Annotated in this window: 19 protein-coding genes and 2 pseudogenes (1 of these 21 cut by a window edge); 14 read left to right on the forward strand and 7 right to left on the reverse strand. The window is 70.7% G+C overall.

The annotated features are described in order from the left end of the window. Positions 1-2 precede the first annotated feature (2 nt). A complete protein-coding gene (mshA, locus tag CED_RS01820) occupies positions 3-1,310 on the reverse strand; it encodes a D-inositol-3-phosphate glycosyltransferase (protein WP_035908403.1) in 1,308 nt (435 codons plus the stop codon). A 246-nt stretch (positions 1,311-1,556) separates the two neighbouring features. On the opposite strand from mshA, the pseudogene CED_RS22055 reads away from it, so the two are divergent. Continuing rightward, positions 1,557-2,351 (forward strand): annotated as a pseudogene (locus CED_RS22055) (class I SAM-dependent methyltransferase); the annotation flags it as partial. A 93-nt stretch (positions 2,352-2,444) separates the two neighbouring features. On the opposite strand, the gene CED_RS01825 reads toward CED_RS22055, so the two are convergent. From CED_RS01825 to CED_RS01840, 4 genes are all read right to left on the reverse strand, one after another. Next, positions 2,445-3,398 carry an aldo/keto reductase gene (locus tag CED_RS01825; RefSeq protein ID WP_035908404.1) on the reverse strand — a complete coding sequence of 318 codons (954 nt, stop codon included), beginning with the start codon at positions 3,396-3,398 and terminating at the stop codon, positions 2,445-2,447. A 117-nt stretch (positions 3,399-3,515) separates the two neighbouring features. Beyond that, positions 3,516-4,043 carry a hypothetical protein gene (locus tag CED_RS01830; protein ID WP_011434922.1) on the reverse strand — a complete coding sequence of 176 codons (528 nt, stop codon included), beginning with the start codon at positions 4,041-4,043 and terminating at the stop codon, positions 3,516-3,518. A gap of 169 nt (positions 4,044-4,212) precedes the next feature. Continuing rightward, entirely contained in the window at positions 4,213-5,028 is an 816-nt protein-coding gene (locus CED_RS21285; protein WP_051868629.1) for a helix-turn-helix domain-containing protein, read from the reverse strand. A 429-nt stretch (positions 5,029-5,457) separates the two neighbouring features. After that, positions 5,458-6,687 carry a DUF349 domain-containing protein gene (locus tag CED_RS01840; protein WP_235186855.1) on the reverse strand — a complete coding sequence of 410 codons (1,230 nt, stop codon included), beginning with the start codon at positions 6,685-6,687 and terminating at the stop codon, positions 5,458-5,460. Positions 6,688-6,966: 279 nt separating this feature from the next. Between CED_RS01840 and CED_RS01845 the strand changes: the two genes are divergently transcribed. From CED_RS01845 to CED_RS01865, 5 genes are all read left to right on the forward strand, one after another. Then, complete coding sequence (locus CED_RS01845; protein ID WP_011434925.1) at positions 6,967-7,872, forward strand: carbohydrate ABC transporter permease; 906 nt, start codon at positions 6,967-6,969, stop codon at positions 7,870-7,872. Continuing rightward, entirely contained in the window at positions 7,869-8,834 is a 966-nt protein-coding gene (locus tag CED_RS01850; protein WP_035908405.1) for a carbohydrate ABC transporter permease, read from the forward strand. Before CED_RS01845 ends, CED_RS01850 begins: the two co-directional genes overlap by 4 nt. A gap of 12 nt (positions 8,835-8,846) precedes the next feature. After that, on the forward strand, positions 8,847-10,205 hold the full coding sequence (locus tag CED_RS01855) for an extracellular solute-binding protein (RefSeq protein ID WP_035908406.1): 1,359 nt from the start codon (positions 8,847-8,849) through the stop codon (positions 10,203-10,205). Between the two features lie 25 nt (positions 10,206-10,230). Further along, the gene (locus tag CED_RS01860) at positions 10,231-11,388 is read left to right on the forward strand and encodes an ABC transporter ATP-binding protein (RefSeq protein WP_035729491.1); all 1,158 of its coding nucleotides are present in this window, start codon (positions 10,231-10,233) and stop codon (positions 11,386-11,388) included. 352 nt (positions 11,389-11,740) lie between these two features. After that, on the forward strand, positions 11,741-13,090 hold the full coding sequence (locus tag CED_RS01865; RefSeq protein WP_011434929.1) for a transcriptional regulator: 1,350 nt from the start codon (positions 11,741-11,743) through the stop codon (positions 13,088-13,090). Positions 13,091-13,118: 28 nt separating this feature from the next. Here the strand turns inward: CED_RS01865 and CED_RS01870 are convergent, their stop codons facing one another. Next, positions 13,119-14,276 (reverse strand): folate-binding protein YgfZ, encoded by a 1,158-nt coding sequence (locus CED_RS01870; protein WP_011434930.1) that lies wholly within the window; start codon positions 14,274-14,276, stop codon positions 13,119-13,121. 542 nt (positions 14,277-14,818) lie between these two features. Here CED_RS01870 and CED_RS01875 point away from each other — a divergent pair. Continuing rightward, on the forward strand, positions 14,819-15,556 hold the full coding sequence (locus CED_RS01875; protein WP_023839828.1) for a phosphoglyceromutase: 738 nt from the start codon (positions 14,819-14,821) through the stop codon (positions 15,554-15,556). Positions 15,557-15,773: 217 nt separating this feature from the next. On the opposite strand, the gene phoU is transcribed toward CED_RS01875, so the two are convergent. Then, positions 15,774-16,421 (reverse strand): phosphate signaling complex protein PhoU, encoded by a 648-nt coding sequence (gene phoU / locus CED_RS01880; protein ID WP_011434932.1) that lies wholly within the window; start codon positions 16,419-16,421, stop codon positions 15,774-15,776. A gap of 329 nt (positions 16,422-16,750) precedes the next feature. Here phoU and CED_RS01885 point away from each other — a divergent pair, with 329 nt between their 5' ends. The 7 genes and pseudogenes from CED_RS01885 to proC form a co-directional block, all read left to right on the forward strand. After that, positions 16,751-18,010 (forward strand): ATP-binding protein, encoded by a 1,260-nt coding sequence (locus CED_RS01885; RefSeq protein ID WP_035908407.1) that lies wholly within the window; start codon positions 16,751-16,753, stop codon positions 18,008-18,010. A gap of 117 nt (positions 18,011-18,127) precedes the next feature. Beyond that, entirely contained in the window at positions 18,128-18,808 is a 681-nt protein-coding gene (locus tag CED_RS01890; protein WP_035908408.1) for a response regulator transcription factor, read from the forward strand. Then, positions 18,805-19,905: a Ppx/GppA phosphatase family protein gene (locus CED_RS01895; RefSeq protein ID WP_369807765.1), complete on the forward strand. Its 1,101-nt coding sequence runs from the start codon at positions 18,805-18,807 to the stop codon at positions 19,903-19,905. Before CED_RS01890 ends, CED_RS01895 begins: the two co-directional genes overlap by 4 nt. 271 nt (positions 19,906-20,176) lie before the next feature. Continuing rightward, positions 20,177-21,103, forward strand: coding sequence for a sugar phosphate isomerase/epimerase (locus CED_RS01900; protein WP_152569681.1), 927 nt, complete (start codon positions 20,177-20,179; stop codon positions 21,101-21,103). 97 nt (positions 21,104-21,200) lie between these two features. Continuing rightward, positions 21,201-21,998: a class I SAM-dependent methyltransferase gene (locus CED_RS01905; protein ID WP_011434937.1), complete on the forward strand. Its 798-nt coding sequence runs from the start codon at positions 21,201-21,203 to the stop codon at positions 21,996-21,998. A gap of 377 nt (positions 21,999-22,375) precedes the next feature. Then, positions 22,376-24,538, forward strand: coding sequence for an acyltransferase (locus CED_RS21290; RefSeq protein ID WP_049760823.1), 2,163 nt, complete (start codon positions 22,376-22,378; stop codon positions 24,536-24,538). A gap of 100 nt (positions 24,539-24,638) precedes the next feature. Beyond that, positions 24,639-25,217 (forward strand): annotated as a pseudogene (gene proC / locus CED_RS01915) (pyrroline-5-carboxylate reductase) (it continues 219 nt past the right edge of the window).

Raw genomic sequence — 25,217 nt, forward strand, 5'->3', positions numbered from 1 at the left:
TCTCAGACGGCGACGGCGGTGGGGCTCAGCGCGTGCCGGTAGCTGCGCAGCACGCCATGGGCCGTGGCCGACCAGCCGAACCCACCGGCCCAGGCCACCGCTCCGGCGGAGAGCCGGGCCCGCCATCGTGGTTGGCGCAGCAGCCGGTCCAGCGCGTCGGCATAGACGGCGGGGGTCCGACCGGAGACGAGCAGCCCGGAGACACCGTCGGCGACCGCGGTGCGCAGGCCCCCGACCGCCGCGGCGACCACCGGGGTGCCGCAGGCCTGGGCCTCGAGCGCGACGAGGCCGAAGCTCTCGCTGTGACTGGGGACGACGACGGCGGTGGCCGCGCGGTACCAGTGGACGAGTTCCTGCTGCGGGGCCGGCGGTTGGAAGCGGACGCGATCGGAGATCCCGAGATACGCCGCGAGCTTGACCAGGGCGTCGGGTTGTTCCAGACCGGATCCGCTGGGGCCGCCGACCACGGNGACGGTGAGCCGCGAGCGGCGGGCGGGATCGCGCCGCAGCAGTTCCGCAGCGGCGCGCAGCAGCAGATCGGGCGCCTTGAGCGGTTGGATCCGACCGACGAACAACAGCAGGTCGTCGGCGGGATCCACGCCGACGCGGGCCCGGGACTGCGCCATGTCACCTGGCCGGAAGACCTCAAGGTCGACGCCGGGCGCGACGACGTCGACCCGGTCCGACGCCGCGTCGTACAGATCGATCAGGTGCCGGTACTCGTCCGGCGTGGAGGCGAGCAGCCGGGTGGCCCCCCCGATGACCTCCTGTTCGCCGAGTAGCCGGCCAGGCGGCTCCGGGCGGTCTCCGACGGCCAGCGCGCCGTTCTTGATCTTCGCCAGCGTATGGGAGGTGTGCACGAGCGGGATACCCCATCGTTGTGCCACCGCGAGACCGACCTGGCCCGACAGCCAGTAGTGCGAGTGGATCACATCGAACCACCCTGGTTCGTGCCCGGCCTCGGCGCGCAGCAGAGCCGCGGTGAACGCACACAGCCAGGCGGGAAGATCCTCCCGGTGGATCTCCTCGAACGGGCCGGCGTCAACGTGGCGGACCGTCACACCCGGCAACAGCTCGGCCGAGGTCGGCAGCTTGCTGCTCACCGCGCGGGTGAACACCTCGACCTCCACCCCCAGCGCCGCGAGCTGCCGAGACAGCTCGACGACGTAGACGTTGAGCCCCCCGGCATCGCCCGTTCCCGGCTGTTCCATTGGTGAGGTGTGCATGGACAGCATCGCGACCCGGCTGGGCCGCCCGCGCCGTTCGGCCTCACCGCGGACCTGGGCGGCGCCACTTCTGATCAGACGCATCGAGCACCTCCGCATCCGCACGCCACCGGCGCCTGCCCGACACGACCAACCCTGCTGTGGACGAACACGTCTCCAACCGTTCTACCCGGCCGGTTGTCGGGTCAACTGTTGGTCTCCCCCCTTCGGGCTCCCGGCCGGTCCCTGGTCCGCCGGTCTGCCGGTCTGCCGGTCTGCCAGGGTGGATCCGTGACGAACTCCTCCCGTCGGGAGCCGCGGCTCGCGGCCGGACGGGCGCGTGCCCTCGGGATGCCCACCCGGGGTACCACCGCGCCGAACCGGTTGCGACGGATCGATCGCTGGACGCTCGACGCGGCCGCCGCGCTGCTGCGTGGGGCGGCGGATCCCCTGGTCGTCGATCTCGGCTTCGGCGCGTCTCCGGTGACCACGGTGGAGCTCTACGAGCGGCTGCGAACGGTGCGTCCGGGCGTGCGCGTCGTCGGCCTGGAGCTCGACCAGGACCGGGTCACCCGGGCCGCTCCGGCCGCGAGACCTCCCGGGCTGCGGTTCACCCGCGGCGGGTTCGAGCTTCCGCCGCCAGGGGAGCGCCCGGTGCTGGTGCGTGCCCTGAACGTGCTACGGCAGTATCCCGAGGCGGCGGTCCCCGGCGCGTGGGCGACGATGCTGGCGCGGCTCGCCCCGGGCGGGATGCTCGTCGAGGGAACCTGCGATGAGACGGGTCGGCGCGCCTGCTGGTTCGGTCTTCCGGCCCCGGGAGCGGCGCCGGCCTGGCTGCCGTCCGGCGCGCGGGGCCCGGCCGGGCCCACGCTGACCCTCTCCGCGCATCTGGCGAGCCTCGCCCGTCCGTCCGAGCTCGCCGAGCGGCTCCCCAAGGCGCTCATCGAGCACAACGTGCCCGGCCATGACGTCCACCGGCTGTTCACGGCCTTCGACCGCGCCTGGGAGCGGGCCGCGCCGCGGGCCGTCTTCTCCCCACGCCAGCGGTGGATCGCAGCCGTGGCGGATCTGCGGGCCCAGGGCTGGCCGGTCCGCGGCGACCGGCGGCGCTGGCGGCTGGGCGAGCTGACCATCGACTGGCCCCCGGCGGGCGGTTCGGGCGTTCTGCCGGTGCGGTGCGGGACGCCCCAGCGGAGATCTGACGGGACGTCCCGGATCGTGGATCCGTCGGTCCCGCGTTCAGTCGGCGGGACGGCGGGTCACGGCGATCTTGTCGAGCACCGCGAGGTCGTCCGCGCGGGGCTGCCACTGACCGGCCACGGCATTGGCGCGCACCTGGACCGGGCTGGTCGCGCCGGCGATGACCGAGGCGACCCCGGGCTGGGCGGCCAGCCCGCCGATCGTGACGTCCAGCAGTGACCGGTCCCGCTCCCGCGCAAAGGTTTCCAGGGCGTCCAGCCGGTCGAAGACCTCGTCGGTCAGCTCGTCCTGCCGGCCGGCCAGCCGGGTGCCGGGTGCCGGCACCTCGTCGCGCTGGTACTTGCCGGTGAGCAGGCCGTTCGCCAGCGGGTAGTACGGGATGACGCCGATGCCGTACTTCTGGGCGGCCGGCACGAGCTCTGCCTCCACGCCCCGTTCCAGCAGGTTGTAGTGGTTCTGCGCGGAGATGAAGCGGGTCGTCCCGGATGCCCGGGCGGTCCACTCCGCGTCGGCGACCTGCCAGGCATCGAGGTTGCAGGCACCGATGTNACGGACCTTGCCCTCCTTGACGATCTCATCGAGGGCCTCGAGCGTCTCCTCGATCGGCGTGAAGGCGTCCAGGGTGTGCAGCTGGTAGAGGTCGATGTAGTCGGTCTGCAGCCGGCTCAGCGAACCCTCGACCGCCTTGCGGATGTACCGCCGGGACGCCCGCGCGCTGAAGTCCTGGCCGTACATGCCGCCCATGTCGTTGCCGAATTTTGTGGCGAGGACGACATCGTCGCGGCGGCCTCGCAGCACGTGCCCGAGAAGCGTCTCCGAGCCGCCCTTGTTCCCGTAGGTGTCGGCGGTGTCGAAGAACGTGATCCCGGCGTCGAGCGCCGCGTCGACGACCGCACGGGTGCCGGTGAGGTCGACGCGCGAGCCGAAATTGTTGCAGCCGAGGCCGACGACAGACACCAGTAGTCCGGAGGATCCCAGCGGGCGATAGCGCATAAGTTAATACAACACATCGGACCACGGGCCCCGGACAGCAGGCCCCGGACCCGTGGTCGACCGGAACAGGTCAATGACCGTCCGTTGGTGATCCGGTGTGTCGATGTTCGCGGGCCGTTACTTCTCGGGGGCGGCCTCGGTCACGGCCCGGCCGACCGCCTCGGCCGCCTTGCGACTCGAGGTGCGCGCGGCGCGGGTCTGGCTCACTGCCGTCCGGGTGCGCTGCACCGCCTCCTCCGTGGCCGGGCTGCGCCGGATGCTCGCCACCCGCTTCTCGCCCCGGGTGGCGAAGCTGTTGTAGAGGTAGGTGGCGCGTCCCTGCAGGTCGGAGATCTGGGAGGTGACGGTGGCCGGCAGCGCACGCACGGCCGTCCCGACCTGGGTCGGAACCCGCGCCGCCTGGGTAGGCAGCGCGCCGACCCGGTCGGAGATCTTCCGAACCTCGGTGCTTGTGGTCGTCGGCAGGGCGAGCAGCTTCGCCACAGCGAGATCCGCCGCTCCCACCGACGCGTAGAGCGGCTTGCGCACCTCCGCCAGCGGAACCCTGACTTCGGCCCTCGCCTCGGCCGTGTCCTCCTGGGCCTGCGCGCTGACGCGGGCGGTGGGACGGCTGGCGGGGCGGTTCGTCGTGCGCGTGGTGGCCATGATGTCTCCCTCGGTTCGAAGATTCGTTGATTTCGTGTAGAGATTTCCTGTTAGCGCCTCGTCGCCGACGGGTGAAAGGTCGGGTAAATGATGTGAGGGTCAGGATGGTGATAGGCCGTACAGGAACGGAGTACCGCTTTCCTTTTCGTCGCGGTCTCCGCCGGTCGATCTAGGTCTGATCGACCGGGTTGTCGGTGGTCGGCTGCGGAGCCGGTGCTGCCGGTGCTGCCGGTGCTGCCGGTGCTGCCGGTGCTGCCGGTGTGGGTAGGGACGCGGGGGGAGCGCCGGTGATCGGACCGCTCTCGGTCCTCGTCGCCGCCGCCGGTTCGCCTCCCGTGGCCTTCGATCGCCTGGTGCGGCCCGGGGCGGTCCCCGGGGACGGCTTACCCGTACCGTCCGACGAGGCCGACCGCGCCGCGGTGGTGGTGCCGCCCCGGGATGTCGCCGACGCCTGTCGGGCGGATCTCCGTTTCGTCGTCGGCTCCGCGAAGGTCGCTCCCGCGGTGGCGGCCGGACCCCGTGCGGATGCCGAATCACCGATGGCGGCCGGACCCGCGGTCGGGGCGGCGGGCTCGCCGGGGACGAACCCGCGCGGCCCGGCCTCGGCGTCGCTGTCCGGGTGGCCGCGGCCGGCCCGCGCCGCGATGGCGTTCTCCCGGCAGAACGCCTCGTAGATGTCGAGCACGACCTGCTTCTGTCGTTCGGACAGGGATTCGTCCGCCAGCACGGCAGCCATGACGTTCTCTTCGCCCTGCCGTTCCTCCAGAATTCCGGCCTGCACGTAGAGCACTTCGGCGGAGATGCGGAGCGCCTTCGCGATCTGCTGAAGAATCTCCGCGGACGGCCGCCGGAGGCCTCGCTCGATCTGACTGAGGTAAGGGTTGCTCACCCCGGCCTGCTTGGCGAGTTGACGAAGGGAGATCTGTGCGCTGTGCCGCTGATCGCGGATGAAATCGCCGAGATCGCGCACATTCAGGGCCGCCACCGGGTCGAACGCCTCCTTCGCCGGAGGGCGAGGCGGGTTGCCGCGCCCATGGCGGGCGCCCCNCCNTCCGTGAACCTCGGCATACGGCTGGACCCCGCGGCCGAGGACTCCGCGGACTCCTCGGACTCCGCGGACGACCGTCCGCCGAGAGCCCGCCGTCCGTGGACGCTGCGATTCAGGGGAGGCCATGCTGCCTCGGCAAGCTCCGGTCGGCACGGAAACGAGTGCGCCGCCACAACACATCACCAACGCAGTCGACGATACGTCGGGTTGCTAACTCTGGCAAGCGGTCAGTTAGCGCTCTTTGGACGTGTCCGCCCCGAGGTGCACCACCTGGTACTCCGCGGACCTTCGCCCCTTCGACCACGGCGGATGCCGCAGTTCCCCGTTTTCGGGTCCATACGAAGCGCCCGCGCCTGCCGGCGCGGCTCAGTCGTTGTGGGACTGTCCCTCGGCTTGGGCCAGCCAGGCCCGCTGGGCGGCGAGGGCGGACTCGGTGTCGGCGATCTCCTTGGTGCGTCCGGCGGCCTGGGCCCGGGCCAGCTTCGCCTCCAATTTCGCGACGGATTCCCGCAGCTTCGTCACGAATGGTGAGGAAGCGAGGGAGCGCTGGGCCCAGCGGGCGTCGGAGGCCTCGCGCAGCTTGTCGCCGATGGCCGCCATCTGCCGCTCCAGGGAGCCCGCGACCTCCCGGGGGACCCGTCCGATCTCGTCCCAGCGGTCCTGGATCTCCCGGAGACGACGCAGCGAGCGGTCGGTATCGGCCGGATCCAACGCCGTCGCCTCGGCCAGCAGTTTCTCCTTCTTGACCTGGTTTTCGCGCAACTCGGCGTCGCGCTCGGCATTGGCCTCGTTGCGGCGGGNGAAGAANGCGTCCTGCGCCGCNCGGAAGCGGTTCCACAACGCGTCGTCGATATCCTTTGCCGCGCGACCGGCGGCCTTCCAGTCGGCGAGCAACGCCCGGTAGCGGGCGGCCGTGCCGGCCCAGTCGGTGGAGTCGGACAGCGCCTCCGCCTCGGCGATGATCGCCTCCTTCCGTTCCCTCGAACGGGCCCGCTGCGTGTCGAGGGCGGCGAAGTGCGCGGTCCGGCGGCGGGTGAACTCGTCCCGGGCCGTGGCGATGCGCCGCCACAGCGCCGAGTCGGTGCGCTTGTCCAACGAGCCGGCGGCGCGGAACTCCTCGGCGAGCGCGCGGAACCGCTCCCCGGCGGTCTTCCACTCCGAGCTGCGGCCGAGCCGTTCGGCCTCGGCGACCAGCTGCTCCTTGGCCGCGGCGATCCGGCCGGCCCGCTCGGCCCGCTCGGCAGCGAGCGCGGAGCGATGTTCCTCAGTGGCGGCGACCACGGCCTCCAGCCGCGTGCGCAGCGCATCCAGATCACCGACGACCGCGGCCTCGTCGAGGGAATCGAGCAGCCGCCGTGCGCTGCCGACGATCCCGGCCGGATCGACCCCGCTGACCGTCAGCCGCCGCTCGAGCAGCTCGACCTCGGCGGACAGATCGTCGAAGCGGCGCTCGAAGTGGGCCAGACCCTCACGGAGACTGCCGGCCCGCCATGATCCGACGGCACGTTCGCCGCTGGCCGTGCGAACGAAGACCGTGCCGTCATCGGCGACACGCCCCCAGGCGGAGGCGTGGTCGGGCTCGCTGCGGTCGCTCATGGTGTTCCCGAAGATCGACTGACGTTTCCTGTCATTCTTGCAGGCGTTGGCCGTTGAGGGGACAGCCGCCACGGATCGGTCACCACGATTCGCCGTCGACCGGGTGCGGCGCGTGGGCCGTGGGGGTCGATCCGAGTCGTTGGCGGTGCCGCCTGGGCCGTTGGCGGTGGCGCGGGGGATGTGGACGGACCGGACGGCACGTGCAGGCACCGGCTGCTCCTCCGCGGGAGCCACCCCCGTACCGGCATCCCGGCACAGGTGGGGCCAGGATGCATAACTGTGACGCGTGAGGCGGGTGATAGCCGGGCGGGCTGGCGAGCCGGGGTGTTGTTGCTGCCGGCGTTCGTGGGACTCGGTGTTTTCGTCATCGGGCCCGCATTGGTGTCGGCGTTCATCGCGGGCACGGACAAGACCCTGACGGGACCGCGTTTCGACTGGGTCGGCACGGCGAACCTGCGTACCGCTCTCTCCGACGCGGACCTGGCCGGCGCCGTGCGCAACACGCTGCTGTACTGCGCCCTCACGGTGGTACCCGCGATCGCGATCGGGCTGGCGCTCGCGCTGGCCGCCGAACGGGTGACCCATGGCCGGGCGCTGGTGCGATGTGCGCTGTTTCTTCCGGTCAGTGCGAATATTGTGGCCATGGCGGTCGTGTTTGCCTACATGTTCGACAGCAGCCCCGACGGTCTCGCGAACACCGTCGTCGGGCTGTTCGGGGTGGCTCCGGTCGACTGGCTCGGCGACACCTCGACCGCGTTGCCGGTGGTGGCCCTCGTCGGTGGTTGGCGGCTGACGAGCTTCGTCTTCGTCGTCTATCTCGCCGGGCTGACGGCGATCCCGAGATCGGTGTACGAGGCGGCGGACGTGGACGGCATCCACGGATTCGCCCGGCTGCGTCACATCACCCTGCCGCTGCTCGCCCCGACGACGATCTTCCTGGGGATGTTCGTCACCATTCTGACCCTGCAGACCTTCGAAACGGTCGCGGTGCTCACGAAAGGTGGCCCCCTGGACTCCAGCACGACGATCATTTACTACATTTACGAGGTCGGATTCACTGGATCGTTCCGCATCGGATATGCCTCGATGATCGCCCTGATGCTGTTTGTCGTGATCGTGGCACTGGGTGCCGCTGGTGGGCTGCTCGGGCGCCGCATCCGACGCACCCGGGAGGCCGCCGCGTGAGCGTCGACACCTCCAGTCCGGCGTCCGGGCCGACGCCCCGTGGCCACGCCGTGCGGCGAGCCTCGCGTCGGCGGGCCCCGCAACCGGGATCGGCGCCGGCGCGGATCCCGGCATCGCGGCGCGGTCGCCGCCGGTCACCGACCGGACCGACGATCGGGCGTCTCGTCCTGCTCACGATCGGCATCGTCGCGGCCGTCCTGCCCTTCGTCTGGATGGTGCGGACCGCCGTTGGGCCGCGGCAGACCGCGCTGGCGCTGACGTCGAACCCGATCCCGTCCAGCATCGACCTGAGCTCGTTCGACCGCGCCTGGTACGCCGGTGATCTCGGACCTGCCCTGCTCACGGGGGTGGCGGTGAGCCTGGCGATCCTCGCGTTGCAGCTCGTGACGGCGATCCCGGCCGCCTACGCCTTCGCCTGTCTGCGCTTTCGCGGGCGTACGGCAGCCTTCGCGGTGGTGCTCGCCNCCCTGCTGGTGCCGACCCAGATCACCGCCGTGCCGAACTACGTCACCATTTCCGCGCTCGGACTCGCTGACACCCGGGTCGGCCTGGTCCTGCCGTTCATGACACACGCGGCGATGATCTTCATGCTCCGGCAGTACATGAGTACCATCCCGGGGTCGGTCCTGGAAGCCGCGCGGATGGACGGGCTCGGTACCTGGCGGACGCTGTGGACGATCATCGTGCCGCTCGCCGCGCCCGCGATCGCCTCCGTATCGGTGTTCAGCTTCCTGTTGTCGTACAACGAGTACCTGTGGCCGCTGCTGGTCGCGCGGTCGCCGGACANCGCCNCCCCGCCGCTGGCGCTCGCGCGCCTGATGACCGACTCCTCCTCCGTCATTCCGGACTTCACCGAGCTCGCCGCGGCCGCGCTGATCATCAGCCTGCCGTCGCTCGTCGTCTTCGTCGCCGCCCAACGCCGTCTCGCCGCCGGAATTACCGGTACGGGTGCCGGTGCCTGAGAGGAAGAACGTGTGATCCGTATTCGCCGAATGCTGCCGCTGCCCGTCGCCGCCGCGATGATCATCCTGACCGCGTGCGGCGGCGGTGGTGACGCGAGCCCGGCAGACCCCGCGGAGAGCCTGCGCCCCACGGCCCGTCCAGCCGACGCCGGCGTCGACAACGTGGCGGGCGCCAAGGCGTCGCCCGCCTGCGTGGCCCAGGTCAAGACGCTGCGGATGTCCGCCGTCGGCACGCTCAACGACGTCGCGAAATCCGGCAAGGCCTATCTGGAGAAGGCGCATCCCGGCCTCACCGTGGACCTCAACACGAGTGCGCCGGACTACACCTCCCTCGTCCAGCAGATCAGCGCCGACCGCTCGGCCGGCCGTTCCGTCGACGTGGCGGTCGCCGGCTTCGACCTGCTCCCGACCTTCGCCCGGGACCTCGGCGCCCAGGAGCTCTCCCCGCGCCTGCTGCGCGCGTCCTACGACCAACGGCTGGTCGGCCTCGGGCAGGTCGCCGGGAAGCAGATCGGCATTCCCCAGCAGGTGTCGTCTCTGGCCCTGGTCTACAACCTCGACGTGCTGCAGAAGGCCGGCGTCGATCCGGCGACGCTGGGCACGACCGACGGGGTGATCGCCGCCGCCGACAAGATCAAGGCTTCGGGTCAGAATATCCAGCCCCTCGACCTGCCGACCGGCCAGCAGTTCGGGCAGTGGATCCTCAACACCCTGGCCAGCTCCAAGGGGACGCCGATCCAGGACGCGAACGGTCGGCCCGCCCTGAACACCCCGGCGGCCCGCGAGGCCGCCGCGTTCCTCGCGAAGGCCGCGAGCTACGGCACGCACTCCGCCGATCCGACCCAGCAGGGCCTGCTGCGGTTCGGCATCCGCCGGCAGACGGCGATGACCGCCGTGACGGTGGCCTCCGTGGCCGGCGGGCTGAAGTTCATCGCGGGGCAGGGGACGAAGGGTTTCCGGGCCGGCGCGGTCCCGTTCCCGACTCTGCCCGGCGGGACCCAGCACCCGGTCGCGGGCGGCAACGCGCTGACGGTCCTGTCCACCGACCGCTGCCAGCGGGAGATGGCGACCGAACTGGTCGTGTCGCTGCTTTCGCCGGACGTCGTGGCCGCGAGCACGGAGGCGTTGAGCTACATCCCGGTGGATACTCAGGCCGTCAGCCAGCTCGGGTCGTTCTACGAGACCTATCCGCAGCTCAAGCCGTTCAACGCGCTCATCCCCTCGCTGGTGAAGGCGCCGGCTTGGAGCGGGGCCCGCGGCGGGGAGGTCCCGAGCGCGATCTCGGACCAGGTGCAGCGCATCCTTAAGGGCGAGGACCCGGTCAGGGCCCTCGCCGCGGCCCAGAGCCAGGCTGTGGAACTCACCCGTTGACCGGCGGACGCCGCGGGAGAGACCGATGACCCGGATCACGGAACCGGCCGACGGACCCGCCGTGGTGACGGCCGCCACCGCGGGGGTGCCGATCGAGATCGACGGGCTGGGCCGGTCGTTCGGCCCGGTCCATGCGCTGCGCGACGTCACGCTGACGGTTGCGCCGGGGGAGATCGTCGCGCTGCTCGGACCGTCCGGCTCGGGCAAGTCGACGCTGCTGCGGATCTGCGCCGGGCTCGAGGAGCCGACGTCGGGTGATCTGCGTTTCGGCGCGGTCAGCCAGCTTGGCGTCGCACCCCACCGCCGGGACGTGTCCATGGTCTTCCAGCATTTCGCGCTCTACCCGCATCTGACGGCGCTGGAGAACCTCACTCTGGCGTTGCGTCACGGCCGCGGCCTGCCGAAGGCCGCGGCGGTGGCCCGGGCCCGTGAGACGCTGGACATGCTCGGCATCGGTGAGCTGGCAGCTCGCCGGCCCGCGAAGATGTCCGGGGGCCAGCGCCAGCGGGTCGCGATCGGCCGGGCACTCGCGNCCCGGGCCNGGGTGATCCTGTTGGACGAGCCGATGTCGGGGCTCGACGCCCAGCTCCGGGTCGATCTGCGGGTCGAGATCGTGGGCCTGCTGCGCCGGCTCGGCACCACCGCCCTGTTCGTCACGCACGACCAGGCCGAGGCGATGGCGGTCGGTGACCGGGTCGCGGTGCTCAGCGGCGGCCGGCTGCAGCAGATCGGGACGCCCGACGAGATCTACGACCGGCCCGCCACGCGCTTCGTCGCGGCGTTCATCGGCAGCCCGCCGATGAACGTCCGGGAGGGACGCTGGCATGACGGCCAACTGCACGGGGACGGATTCGCCCTGCCCGCCCCCGCCGGCGCGACGGCATTCGGAGTCCGGCCCGAGCACCTGGTCCTGGTGGCGGCGGCTTCCACTGGATCGGGATCGGTACCGGCGGACGCCGTGGTGGCGCCGGTGGCGCTGGCGTCGGACGCGCTGCGGGTAACCGGTGAGGTCGTGGTGAGCGAGCGGCTCGGGGCGGAGCGGACGGTGTACGTCCGGACCTCCGCCGGGGTGCTCGCCGTCAGGGTCGACGCCGCTGAGGTGCCCGGCGTGGGCATGCGGGTCACCCTGCGCGCACCGCTGTCCACCCTGACCTTCTTCGACGCCGCCGGCGCCCGGATCTGACGCGGCGCGGCCTCGATCCGCCGCAGCCGTCCCCCCTCCCACCCCGCGCGTCCAGTCGGATCGGCGCCGCGTGAATCGCGGAGGGGCCCTCCCCGTGGGCCTGTCCCCGGCTGCCCGACTCGGGAGAATTTCTGACCGGTCGACGTGGTCGCATTCGGTCAAAAAAATATAACACGCTTTTTTCGGACGCTCGGCGGACATGCGTGCAATCAGGGCCCGCCAGTGGTCCGGGAGTGACCTCTGTGCACGCATCGCACCGGAGTCGTCTCTTGGAGCACCAAGATGTCGCGACATAGCGTTAGTAGGTACTCACGGAAGTGCCCCTGGAGATGCGACTGCGAGGAGATCGTCGATGCTGACGGATAACGCTCATGCCTGCACTCATCCGCTTGCGTTCATCCGAGCCCAGCGCGGGTGGTCCTACCAGCGTCTGGCGCGGGTCGTGGCCCGCCGCGCACGTGACCTCGGGGTGGCGAACATGGCCGCCGAGCGGCAGAAGGTCTGGCGCTGGGAGCACCGTGGGGTCGTGCCCGACCGGGTGTCCCAGCTCGCGCTCGCCGCGGAGCTCGGCGTGCCTAACGATCGCCTGGAGTCGCACCCCTGGCCCGCGTGGCTACCGACCGGCGACGCGGTGCGCACCGAGTACCCGTGGACGCCGGGTGGCAGCATAACCTCGATCATGGACGTCGTCGAGGACGCGCTCTCCGACCGCCGCGGCTTCCTGACGATCACTGGGACCGGGGTGGCGGAACTCGCGACGCAGTGGCTCGGCATGGAACCGGCCCGGCTGGCGGCGGCCCTGAACGGGGGACGGGTCGACGACCAGATCGTGAACCGGATCGAGCACAACATCCCCGGGCTACGGGTCATGGATGAGCGGCTCGGTGGGGAGAGCGTGCGCCGGCTGGTCGACGCCGAGCTCGGCGTGGTGGCGGACCTGCTGGCGCGCGGATCCTATACCGAGCACGTGGGCCGTCACCTGCATCTGGTGGCCGCGGAGCTCGCCCGGTTCGCGGGATGGGTCTCGTTCGACGCCGGCTTCCAGACGGCCGCCCAGCGGTACTGGATCACCGCGCTGCATGCCGCGCACGCCGGCGGGGACCGCATGCTCGGTGCGAACGTGCTGAAGAACATGTCCCTGCAATGCGTGGACTTCGCCCGCCCACGGGAGGCGGTGGATCTGGCCGAGGCCGCCGTGGCCAGCGCCGGGGGGGCGTCCGGTCGCGTCGGCGCCATGCTGCACATGCGGCGGGCCCGTGCCCATGCCGCGCTCGGGGAGGCCAGCGCCTGCGCGCAGGCGCTGGCCTGCTCGGAGGAAGCGATGGTCACCGCGCGGCCTGAGGAGCCCGCCTGGTCGTCCTACTTCGACGAGGCCGAGTACCAGGCGCAGATCGGCAGCTGCTACATCGATCTCGGTCACCTCGCGCAGGCGGACCGGTGGCTGGAACGCTCCCTGGCGATCCAGCCAGACTCCCGGGCCCGGGACCGGGCCACCTACCTGCTTCGGTGGGCCGCGGTCCAGATGGATCTCGGTAACGTCGATCACGGGTGCGAGCTGACCCGCCAGGCCCTGCCGATGCTGGCGGCGACGCGATCCAAGCGCAACGCCCGCCGGGCCGACGAGCTGCGCCGCCGGCTGCGGCGGCACGGCACCGACCCGGCGGTGCGGGAACTCGATCAGATCCTCGCCCGGACTGTCTGAGCCGGCCGGAACCCGAGCCGGCCGGGAATCAGGAACGCAGCCGCCCGGCGGGACGCTTCGGCGCCGTCGTGGCTGGCTCGTCGTCCGGATCGATCGCGGCGGCCAGCGGCGCGCCGTCGGGATCGGCGACGACGAGGGAGGCATCCGTCGGCACGGACCGCTTGATCACCGCCAGGGCGATGGGGCCGAGTTCCTCGTGGACCTCGGAGCTGCCGACAAACCCGACCTCGCGCCCGCCGACCGTGACGGTGGAACGGGGCGCCGCCACCGTGCCGTCGAGATGCAGCAGCACCAGCCGCCGCGGCGGGCGACCGAGGTTGTGCACCCGGGCGACGGTTTCCTGCCCGCGGTAGCAGCCCTTGTCCAGGTGCACGGCGCTCGCCAGCCACCCCACCTCGTGCGGAATGGTGCGATGGTCGGTCTCCCGGCTGAGCCGGGGCCGTCGGGAGGCGATGCGCATGGCGTCGAAGGCGGACAGCCCGGCCAGACCCGCCCCGGCGGCGCGCAGCCGCTCGACGGTGCCGGTCAGGTCGGCCCGGCCGACGAGGAGGTCGACGCCGTGGGGCATCCGCCGGACCAGCGTGCCCGTCCCGGTACGGCCGACCGGGTAGGGACCGGTGATCGGCGCCCCGACCGGGCCGGGTGCCTGTGGTTCGGGCAGGCCCGGGCCGGGCGCGCCGTCACCCGGCCCGCCCAGTGCCGCGGCCGCGACCTGCGCGGCCCTTGGCCCGAGCACGCTGAGCACCGCCGTCACCGCGCCGAGGTCCGCTGGCTCCACTCGGAGCATGAAGCGCATCGACTCCAGGTAGCGCAGCAGGATGCCGCCGGTGCCGGGCTCGACGTCCACCCAGGTGGACGTGCCGTCGTCGGCGAGGACGAGATGGTGTTCGACGTGGCCGTGCGGGGAGAGCACCAGCGCCTCGGTGCCCCGCAGCGCGCCCAGCGCGGACAGATGCTGAGAGGTGATGCTGTGCAGCCAGGAGAGCCGGTCGGGGCCGGAGACGCGCAGCACGTCCCGATGTGATCTGTCGACGACGGCGGCACCGCCGCGCACCGCGCGCTGTTCCCGTAGCGGATCGCCGTAGTGGGCGGCGACCGCGTCGTCTTCGGCAGTGCCGGCCACCGCACCCGGCAGGCCGAGCAACGGGGAGAGCGAGGCGGGCGTCGTGAGGGACCCTGCGGTCATGGGACTCAGTCTAGGTCCCCGTGGCGTGCCTCGGCCGGGTCCGCGCACGGTTCGGCTGTGGCCCCGGGCCCGCGCGGGTGGCCTGGCTGTTCCGACCGGCCGGTGTCAGGAGCGTCCCATCAACGCGCGCGGAAAAGCCGTTGCGATGCGCCCCTGGGTCCGCGTAGCGTCACGGGTACACGAGAAGGGAGGTGGTCCAGGCTTTGTATGCTCATAGGACTCGTGAGGTGGCTGTCCGCTAGCCGGTCTCGTGGTCCTCACCTCTAGCCGGGTGGCCCATGGGCACCGGCACCGGCGAGAACCAGGCAGACACCCGACCCCCGGGCGCCGTCGCAAGTCCCGACGGCCCGCCTCCGCTTCGCGCGGCGGCGGAGCGCCCGGGGGTCGTTCAGTTCCGGATGAATTCCTGTCGTGCCGCCGGATTCCTGTCCTGCCGCCGGGTGACAACCGGTCGCCGGCACGACCGGCCCCGAGCCGGGGAGTCACAGGCAACAACCGGCAATGCTGGCCGAGCGGGCCGCCGAGCGGGCAGGATCTCGGGTATGCCGACGCTCGTCCTGCTCCGCCACGGTGAGAGCATTTGGAACCGCGAAAACCTGTTCACCGGCTGGGTGGACGTTGATCTTTCCGAGAAGGGTGCCAAGGAGGCCACTCGCGGGGGTGAGCTGCTGCGGGAGTCCGGCGTCCTGCCGGACGTGGTGCACACGTCCCTGCTGACCAGGGCGATCCGCACCGCCTGGCTGGCGCTGGATGCCGCCGGGCGCACCTGGGTTCCGGTTCGCCGCACCTGGCGGCTCAACGAGCGGCACTACGGCGGCCTGCAGGGCCTGAACAAGGCGGAGACGCTGGAGAAGTTCGGCGCGGAGCAGTTCCAGCTCTGGCGTCGCTCCTATGACACGCCGCCGCCGGAGATCGGTCCGGAGCAGGTCAGCGGGGTGGACGAGCGCTATGACGACCTTGCCCCCGACGTCATCCCGCGGACCGAGTGCCTCGCCGACGTCGTTGCCCGGATGCTGCCCTACTGGTACGACGCGATCGTGCCGGACCTGCGGACCGGCCGTACCGTCCTGGTGGCGGCGCATGGCAACTCGCTGCGCGCCCTGGTGAAGCATCTCGATCACATCAGCGACACTGACATCGCCGGGCTCAACATCCCCACCGGCATCCCGCTGCGCTACGAGCTGGACGACCAGCTGGGTGTGGTGAGCTCGGGGTACCTCGACCCCGACGCCGCGGCGCTCGCCGCGGCCGCCGTCGCCGCGCAGGGCACCAAGAAGTAGTCAGAAAAGCAATCAAGAAGATAGTCGAGGCTAAAAATAGTCGGGACTATAATCATATAGTCCCGACTGAGTCATATAGTCCCGACCGGCCCGTGCCATCATCGCGGGCCATCACGGGCAGCCGCCGTAGCGCCGGCGGGATGCACGCGGGGAACCGTCGGGCCGTGCGTGGGGGCCACGCCCGCGCGAGACCGGGGGCGGATCTCCCCGGGTGCCCTCACGCGCCGCTGGAATCCCCGGTGACCAGGTAGAGCACCCGGCGGGCGACCGAGACCGCATGGTCGGCGTACCGCTCGTAGTAGCGGCCGCAGAGAGTGATGTCGATCGCCGCCTCCATCCCGTGCGGCCAGGGCTTCTCGATCAGTATGTGGAACAGGGCGCGGTGCAGCCCGTCCATCGCGTCGTCGTCGGCCTCCAGCTGCTTGGCGAGGTCGGTGTCCCGGCTGGCGATCACCGATCCGGCCTTCGCGACGATGCGCTGCGCGACCTGCCCCATCTCCAGCAGGGTCGCCCGGAGCTCCGGCGGGACCGCCCGGCCCGGGTAGCGCCGGCGGGCGACCTTCGCCACGTGCAGGGCGAGGTCGCCCATCCGCTCCAGGTCGGCGACGATCCGCAGCGTGGCCACCATCATCCTCAGATCGGTGGCGACCGGGGCCTGGCGGGCCATCACGTCGAAGGCCCGCTCCTCGATCTCGTTGCGCAGCAGGTCGACCGTCTCGTCTCCGCTGATGACGTTCTCGGCGAGTTGGAGATCGGCGTCGAGGAGAGCGGTGGTGGCCCGGGCCATGGCCGAGGCGACCAGGTTGGTCATCTCGATCAGGGACCGGTTGATGCTGTCGAGTTCGTCGGTGAAGGCGTCCCGCACGGACGGCTCCTTCTCATTCGGTGGGGGATCGAGGGGTCAGAGATCCTGAGGGATTGATTCGATCATGGTGCTTCTGGGTACTTGCGTCGCTCCGGTTCTGACGATGATGCGGACCTCTCGCTCTCTGGTGAACATTGACGATGGGTCTGATGAACAGCTAGCGACGATCGGCGGTGGAGGCTTGCAGAGCAATACCTAGGTGGCATGCGGACACCTAGCATGCGGCGAGTGGGTGACAGGTCGGCGGATGCCATGACAACCGGTACACACCGCATCCGCGGCTCGTGCAGGTCGGCAGGCCGTACAGGGTGAGCGGACGATGGTGGACGATGACAGCGGTGCCTGGAACAGCCGGTTCGACGACTGACCTGACTACTGGTTCGGCGTCCGGCGGGGACACCGGCGGCATGACCTTGCCGGCAAGGCTCGTGCGTCGGGTGATCGCCGGCCTGCCGACCGGTCTGCTCGTCCTCGACGCCGCGGACCGGGTGGTCCTGGTGAACATGGTCGCGCGACGTATGGGTGTGGTCGCCGCCGACGAGATCGCGGTGGCGGAGCTGGCCGATCTCGTCCGGGCCACCCGGCTCGCGGGCAGTGACCAGGAGCGGCAGCTTGAGCTGCCGCCCGTCCCCGAGCCCCCCCTCACCCGTCCCCGACCGGACCAGGAGGGGCTGGCGGTGCGTGCCCGGGCCCGGCTGCTGGACTCGTCCGGTCATGTCGCCGTCATCGTGGATGACATTACCGAGTCGCGTCGGGTCGAGGCCGTCCGTCGGGACTTCGTGGCGAACATCAGCCACGAGCTCAAGACGCCGGTCGGTGCGTTGCACGTCCTCGCCGAAGCGGTCGCCGCGGCCTGCGAGGACCCGGTGGCAGTCCGCCGGTTCGCCTCCCGGATGACCCACGAATCGACCCGGCTCGCCCGTCTTGTTCAGGAGATCATCGATCTCTCCCGGCTGCAGGGCGCCGATCCGCTGCCCAACCTGCGGCCGATGCGGGCGTCCGCGGTGCTCACCGAGGCGGTCGACCGCACCCGGCTGGCAGCGCAGGCCCAGGCGATCTCGGTTGCGGTGATCGGCGACGGTGACCTGCCGGTGTGTGGGGATGAGGGCCAGCTCGTGACCGCCGTCGCGAACCTGCTCGACAATGCGATCAGCTACTCGCCGCGTGGCACCCGGGTTGTGCTCGGGGTTCGGCGCAGCGGTGAGACCGTGGAGATCTCCGTCGCCGACGAGGGCATCGGGATCGCGGAGAAGGACCTGGAACGGGTCTTCGAACGCTTCTATCGGGCGGATCCGGCGCGATCCCGCGCGACCGGTGGGACCGGCCTGGGGCTCGCCATCGTCAAGCACATCGCGACCAATCACGGCGGCGTGGTCTCTGTGTGGAGCGCCGAGGGCGCGGGTTCCACCTTCACGCTCCGGTTGCCGCTGTTCACCGGCGACGATGACGATGCGATGACGGACGGCTCGGACGAAACCCGCGAGGATGACGGGGTGGATGGCTTCGACGTCGTCGGGGCCGATGCCGACGCCCGCGGTCGGGGCGATGGTGAACATCATGGCGATGATGAACTCGGTGGCGGTTCGTGAACGGTGAACGGTATCGGTCATGACCGGTAGACGCGGCGGGTCCACCCGTCCCATCGACGGTAACAGGAAGCGGTCCGGGNCGGCCGGTCCGTCCAACGTAACAAGGGGAGCGAACAGGTGACCCGGCTGCTCGTGGTCGAGGACGAGGAGTCCTTCTCCGACGCGTTGTCGTTCATGTTGGAACGGGAGGGCTTCGAGGTGGGGGTCGTCGCCGACGGCCCCAGCGCGTTGGCCGAGTTCGATCGGCGGGGGGNTGATCTTNTCCTGCTGGACCTCATGCTGCCGGGGCTGTCGGGCACGGAAGTGTGCCGAACCTTGCGAACCCGTTCCACTGTGCCGATCATCATGCTGACCGCTCGGGACAGCGAGATCGACAAGGTGCTCGGGCTGGAACTCGGAGCGGACGACTACGTCACGAAGCCGTTCTCCGCCCGGGAGCTGGTGGCGCGGATCCGCGCGGTGCTGCGGCGGCGGTCGGAGAACGAGGAGGTGGGGGACGCGACGTTGGAGGCCGGCCCGGTCCGGATGGACGTTGAGCGCCATGTCGTCACCGTCGACGGGACCACGGTCACCCTGCCGCTCAAGGAGTTCGAGCTGTTGGAGATGTTCCTGCGCAACGCGGGCCGGGTGCTGACCCGGGGCCAACTGATCGACCGGGTCTGGGGGTCGGACTACGTCGGCGACACCAAGACCCTGGATGTCCACGTCAAACGACTGCGGACAAAGATTGAGCACGAACCCGGCAACCCGCGGCACCTGGTGACCGTCCGGGGACTGGGATACAAGTTCGAGCCGTGACCCCGGCGGTCGCGGCCGGAGGGAACGGTGAAGAGGTGCTCGGTGGCGTGCGTCCGGGTGCGTGGTTTCCGAAGATCGTGGCGCAGCCCGACGCCGCCGTCGCCCCGGGACGGCAGGCGGCCGTGGTGAGTCCGCTCCCGGCGGGTCCACATCCCGGTCCAATGCGTCTCGGTGTGATCGACATCGGCTCGAACACCGTCCACCTGCTTGTCGTGGACGCGCACCGGGGCGGCCAGCCGCAGCCGGCCGCCAGCGTGCGCGTGCCGTTGCGGCTGGTGGAACTGCTCGACGCGGACGGGGCGCTGGACGCCGCTGGAGAGCGCGCCCTGACCTCCTGCGTCCTGGACATGCGCCAGCAGGCCGACGCGCTCGGGGTCCACGATCTGGCGGCCTTCGCCACGTCGGCGTTGCGGGACGCCACCAACGGAGAGGCGGTCCTGCGCCGGGNGGGCGAGGCCACCGGGGNCTCCATCGGCGTCCTGCCCGGGGAGGAGGAGGCCAGGTTGACCTTCCTCGCCGTCCGCCGGTGGTTCGGCTGGAGCGCCGGCCGGTTGCTGGCGTTGGACATCGGCGGTGGNTCCCTGGAGATCGGCGCCGGCATGCACGAGGACCCCGAGGTGGTCGCATCCCTGCCGCTTGGCGCGAGCCGGCTGACCCGGGACTGGCTGGCCCCGAGCGACCCGCCCAAGCGGTCCGAGCTCAGCGAGCTGCGCCGTTACGTCCGGTCCCAGATCGCGCCGATCGTGGGCACCATCTATCCCCTGGGGGAGCACACGAGGGCGGTGGCGACGTCGAAGACCTTCCGGTCGCTGGCTCGGATCGCCGGTGCGGAGTCCTACAGCCGCGGTCCCTATACCCGCAGGGTGCTGCGCCGGGACGACCTCGTGGAGGTGACGGCCAAGGTGTGCCGGATGTCGGTCGAGGAGCGCGCGGCGCTGCCGGGCGTCTCCGCCTCCCGGGCGGCCCAGTTGGTCGCGGGGGCGGTCGTCGCGGACGAGGCTCTCGATCTGTTCGCCATCGACGAGGTGGAGATTTGCCCCTGGGCCCTGCGCGAAGGGGTGATCCTGCGCCGCCTGGACTGGCTCACCTCATCCTGACGCCGGAGCGATGAACTCCCTTCACCTGGCAGAGGGTGAGATGAACCTTGCAGAAAGTGTTCTTGATGCGCGTAATTGCCCGATGTGGCCGTTGTCACGGGCGATATGAAGGTTCCGACCGTCATCCCGCGGATGTCTGTGCGGGCGGGGCCGCGGAGATGGCCTAGCCTGGGAGATGAGGTCGGTCGTGACGGCCAACCCCCGGCTCGCGCGGCAGGGAGACGGATTGCAGGCATGGCGTGACGACGCGCGGTCGGTGTCGCCGACCGCGATGGCTCCCGCCCCGATCTCGTCCGGTGGGGTCGCGGGCGGTTCGGGGCCCGGTGGTGGCGGTAGCTCCTCGCTCATTGTCCCGCGCGGAGCGCCCGAGCTGGCCACGACCGCTCCGGGTGCCCGCGTGGCGCTCTCAACGGCCTCGACCTATCCCGAGTCCACCGCCTCGGCCTTCGAGATGGCGGCGCGGCTGGGGTATGACGGGGTCGAGATCATGGTCTGGACCGATCCGGTTAGCCAGGATCCGCAGGCGCTGAAGCGGCTGATGGACTATCACGGCATCCCGATTCTGGCCNTTCATGCGCCGTGCCTGCTGCTCACCCAGCGGGTCTGGGGTACGGATCCATGGGCGAAGCTGGTGCGGGCCCGTACCGTAGCCGAGACGCTCGGCGCGTCGACGGTCGTCGNCCNCCCGCCGTTTCGCTGGCAGCGAGACTATGCCCGCGAGTTCGTGACGGGCATCGAGCGGATGGCCGGCGAGACCGACATCCGCTTCGCGGTGGAGAACATGTTCCCGCTGCGGGCGCGGGGGCGGGAGGTCTCCGCCTATGCCCCGGACTGGTCCCCGGTCGAAGACGACTACGCGCATGTCACCCTCGACCTGTCGCACACGAGTGTGTCCCGCTCGGACCCGCTCGAGATGGCCGAGCTTCTCGGCGAGCGGCTGGTCCACGTGCACATGGCCGATGGTCTGGGCTCGGCCAAGGACGAACATCTCGTCCCCGGTCGTGGCACGCAGCCCTGTGCGGAGCTGCTTGAACTGCTGGCCGCCGGCGGTTTCGACGGCACCGTGGTGGTCGAGATCAATACCAGGCGGGCCGAGTCGCGTGCCCAGCGCGAGGCCGAGCTCGCCGAGGCGCTGGCGTTCACCCGTCTGCACTTCGCCGCACCGTCCGCCGCAGGACTCCGATCCACCTACGGCTGATCCACCTACGGCTGATCCACCTACGGCTGATCCGCATCCGGGTCCACCGCCGGCTGACCCACCTCCGGGGCTGACACCGTTCCCGTGGCTCGCCGCCATGGTCGAGTGCCACCATGACGCAGTGTCCGTCCCTTCTGGTCGTACTCCCACCGGCTCGCTGTTCGACCCGTTGGCGGATGCCTACGCCGCGGCCAGGCCGAGCTATCCCGACCACATCTTCCGTGACGTCGAGCGGTTCCTCGGGCGGCCGCTGCGCGGCGCGGACGTGCTTGACGTCGGCGCCGGGACCGGCATCGCCACGCGTCTGCTGATCGGCCGGGGCGCGCGGGTGGTACCGGTGGAACCCGGGCCGACCATGCTGGCGCGGTTGCGCCAGCGCAGCCCCGGACTGCCCGCGGTGCGCGGGGACGGGGAGGCGTTGCCCTTCCGGGACCAGGTCGTCGACCTGGTCTGCTATGCCCAGGCATGGCACTGGGTACAGGTACTGACCGCCGCGGCCGAGGCCGCCCGCGTGCTGCGGCCCGGCGGAGCCCTCGCCGTGTGGTGGAACGACGTCGACGCCGAGGAGTACCGGTGGTGGCAGTGCCAGCAGGAACGGCTCGAGCGGATGAACCCCGGATATCACCGCGGGTACCGTGCGCGACCGTTCGCCGACGAGTTGCGGTGGACCGGCCACTTCAGGGAGGTTGTCACCCTGACCGGCCGGTGGCGGCGCCGGATTAACATCGATGACTACCTCACCTGGCAGCGGTCGAAGTCCTACGTCGCGGCCATCGGCGATCGCCTCGACGATTTCCTTGACGCGGAGCGTCGCACGATGCTGCGCGCCTTTCCTGACGGTGTCGTCGTCGAGCCGTTTCGTACGCTCCTGGTGATTGCCCAGGTTCCCGAGTAGCGCGCGGGAGAGACAGCGTGGGCGCCTCTGCCGAGGCTCTCCCGTCCGGTGATCTTCCCCTTTCTCTGACGCGCTGTGACGCCATGGTTCGGCCGATGTGACTTCGTAATGAACCGTGCGCACAGCGTCGCTTTTGGGGTGGCGTTGTTTTGTGGCCACCGGTACCTGCCTTGTCCCGAATTTTCCGATCCGTTAGTCTTGCGTCATTCGCACAGTGATGTCTGACTTCGCTGGCGTAGCGGAGTGATACGGGTACCCGTATCCGGGTCATTGGTCCGACCGGCGGCATGGTTTGGGAGCGACTCACGCTCGGGTTATCGCGGCACCGTACGGTCACCCTGAGTGTCGGGTGTCGGTGCCGGGACTGCCGACGCCCGATGGAGGAGGCGACGGTCATCATGCGGCTTGCCCCGCAGCAGACTGAGGCGACAGGGATAACGAGGATAACGCGCGACGGCACCCCGGCTGGCTGGGAGCCGCCGGCCGGGCCGGCGGCGGCCGCCGCGGCGAAGTTCGCGTACAACCCGGCGCTGGACGGGCTGCGGATCGTCTGTATCTACACCATCCTCGCCGGCCACATGGGTGCGATCCAGGCCAGCAACGTCGCCGTCGACGTCTTCTTCGTGCTGAGTGGATTTCTTATCACCACGCTCCTGCTGACCGAACACAGCCGGACCGGGACGATCTCGGTGAGTCGATTCCTGGTGCGCCGGGCCTACCGGCTGATGCCCGCGATGTGGGTGTACCTGCTCGTCGGGCTCGCGGTGACGGTGGCGTTCAAATGGAACGACATCCCCTTCCGGGACGACTACGTCGGGAGTGCGCTCTCCGCCTTTTTCAATGTCAACAACTGGTACAAGGTCCTGCATCCTGCCGCCGGTGGGCGATGGTTGGCCCACGTGTGGTCCCTGTCCCTGGAGGAGCAGTTCTATCTCCTGTGGCCGGGGCTGTTCCTGATTGTCAGCCGCTCGGACCGGTTCCGGGCGCACCTGCTGAAGATGCTTTTCGCCATGATCGCCTTCGCGGCGGTCTGGACCTGGACCGTGGCCGCCGGCGGCGCCCCGCACTCGCGGGTGTACCTCGCGCTGGACACGCACGTCGCACCGCTGCTGATCGGCTGTCTGCTGGCGGTCTGGCGTGACACCCGCCTGCGCGCCCTCGTCGCCGAGGAGCCGGACCTGGCCGCGCCGCGCCGCCGCCGGCACGCCCAGCAGATCGGCACGATGACCCCTGTCACGGCGGCGACGGTCGAGCGTTGGCGGGCGGGCCGTCGGATCGCCGATCTCGGCTTCGTCGCGGGGATCGGATTGATCTTCTTCGCCTTCCTTGGGCCGAACAAGGACGGTTATGACGCCAACTGGCTCGACCATGCCGCCTACCTGCCCAGCGCCCTGCTCGGTGCCGTGGTCATCCTGGGCGCCGACCTGCGCCGCGACGCCGGCTGGGTCCGCCTGCTCGGCAGTCCACGGATGGCCTTCCTCGGTAAGATCACCTTCAGTATCTACCTCTGGCACTATCCGGTGATCTCGGTTGCGAACGGGCAGCTGGTGCCCCGGATCGGGCTGTGGCCGTCGGTTGTCGTGGCGGCGGCGGTCAGCACGTTCATCGCGTACTTCTCGAACCGGTTCGTGGAGAAGCCTGCGCAGCGTGCCCGACCCCCGTGGGCCGACACCCCCCGTGGGCCCGCGCCGGGCGCGATCCCGGCGGCGCGGCCCGCTCCCGGAGACGACATTGGACCCGGCGCCGCCACCTGGGCGCGCATTCCCGAACCGGCCCGGGAGCCCGACCGCGGACGGTTCTCGCACCCGGCCGTCCCGCGGGCCGGCCGGTACGAGGGCCACCGGCACCACCGGTCCTGGGACCGGACCGGTGAATCCGGACAGCGTTACCGGCCTGACGGGGACCGCCGGGCCGCCGGGCTGTACACCCTTGACGAGGTGTATCCGGCTGGCGAGCCAGACCGGCCGGCACGCGTCGCGTCGGCCACGACCGGTCGGTCTGATCGGCTGGATCACGACCGGCCCGGCGATCCGCCCGGGGCCCGGTCGCGGGGTGGCTGGTCGGGCGACGGTGGCTGGTCGGGCGACGGTGGCTGGTCGGGCGACGGTGGCTGGTCGTCGTACGAGGTCGGGTCCGATCAACCGGCGGGTGGCCCGGACGATGCCGATGAATGGGGTGATGAATGGATCGATGAGGGCTACGTCCGTCCTTGGCCGGGGTACGGGTACGGACTCACCGAGACCGCCGACCTGTCGTGGGCGGTGCGAGGCCGGCAAAACGGCGGCGAGGAGGCGCAGCGGCCGGCGGCCACGGACCGGGCATACACCGCCGAAATAATCTACGATCCTCGATCCGTCGTCGGCCGGCGGGGCGAACGTCACGAGCCCTGGACGGGTCACGAGCCCTGGACGGGTCACGAGCCCTGGACGGGTCACGAGCCCTGGACGGGTCACGAGCCCGGCCACTGGGGTGGCCACGAACGCCGGCTCGAGTACGACGGGCGACATGGAGTTGATCGCCAGTCGGGCTACGGCTGGTAGCCCGCGCACGACGGCGGGCCGGGATCCGCGTTCCGCTGGCTGCCCGAGGGCGCCGTAACCTCCAGGCCGGGGTAGAAGCGGGTGGAAGGGAAGGATGGTCATGATCGTTGCGGTCATGGGGGCGGGACGGCTCGGCGGGGCGATGCTGTCGGGGCTGCTGCGGTCCGGGCATGCCGCTCAGGACATCGTCGTGGCCGAACGTGATGCCGACCGGGCTGGTGAGATCGTGGCGCGTCACGGCGTCGAGGTGCAGGCGCCGACGGTGGCCGCAGCCAAGGCGGATGTTCTGATCATCGGGGTGAAGCCCCAGGACGTCGGGACCCTGCTGGCCGAGATCGGGTCGGTGGTCGCGAACGGGACGCTCGTGGTGTCGTTGGCGGCGGGCATCACCACTGATCTTCTCGAGGAGCGGCTACCTTCGCTTCCCCCGGTGGTCCGGGTGATGACGAACACCCCGCTGCTCGTCGGGGAGGCGATGTCGGCGATCTGCGGGGGCCGCTACGCCGAGGAGAAGCACCTCGCCACGGCAGAAGCCCTGCTGACGCCGGTCGGCCGGGTGACGCGGGTGGCAGAGTCCCAGCTCGACGCGGTGACGGCCCTGTCCGGCAGCGGACCGGCGTACTTCTTCTATCTTGTCGATGCGATGATCGAGGCGGGNGTGCTCCTTNGGNTGCCCCNC

Origin of the sequence: Frankia sp. CeD (assembly GCF_000732115.1) — a bacterium.
Taxonomy (GTDB): domain Bacteria; phylum Actinomycetota; class Actinomycetes; order Frankiales; family Frankiaceae; genus Frankia; species Frankia casuarinae.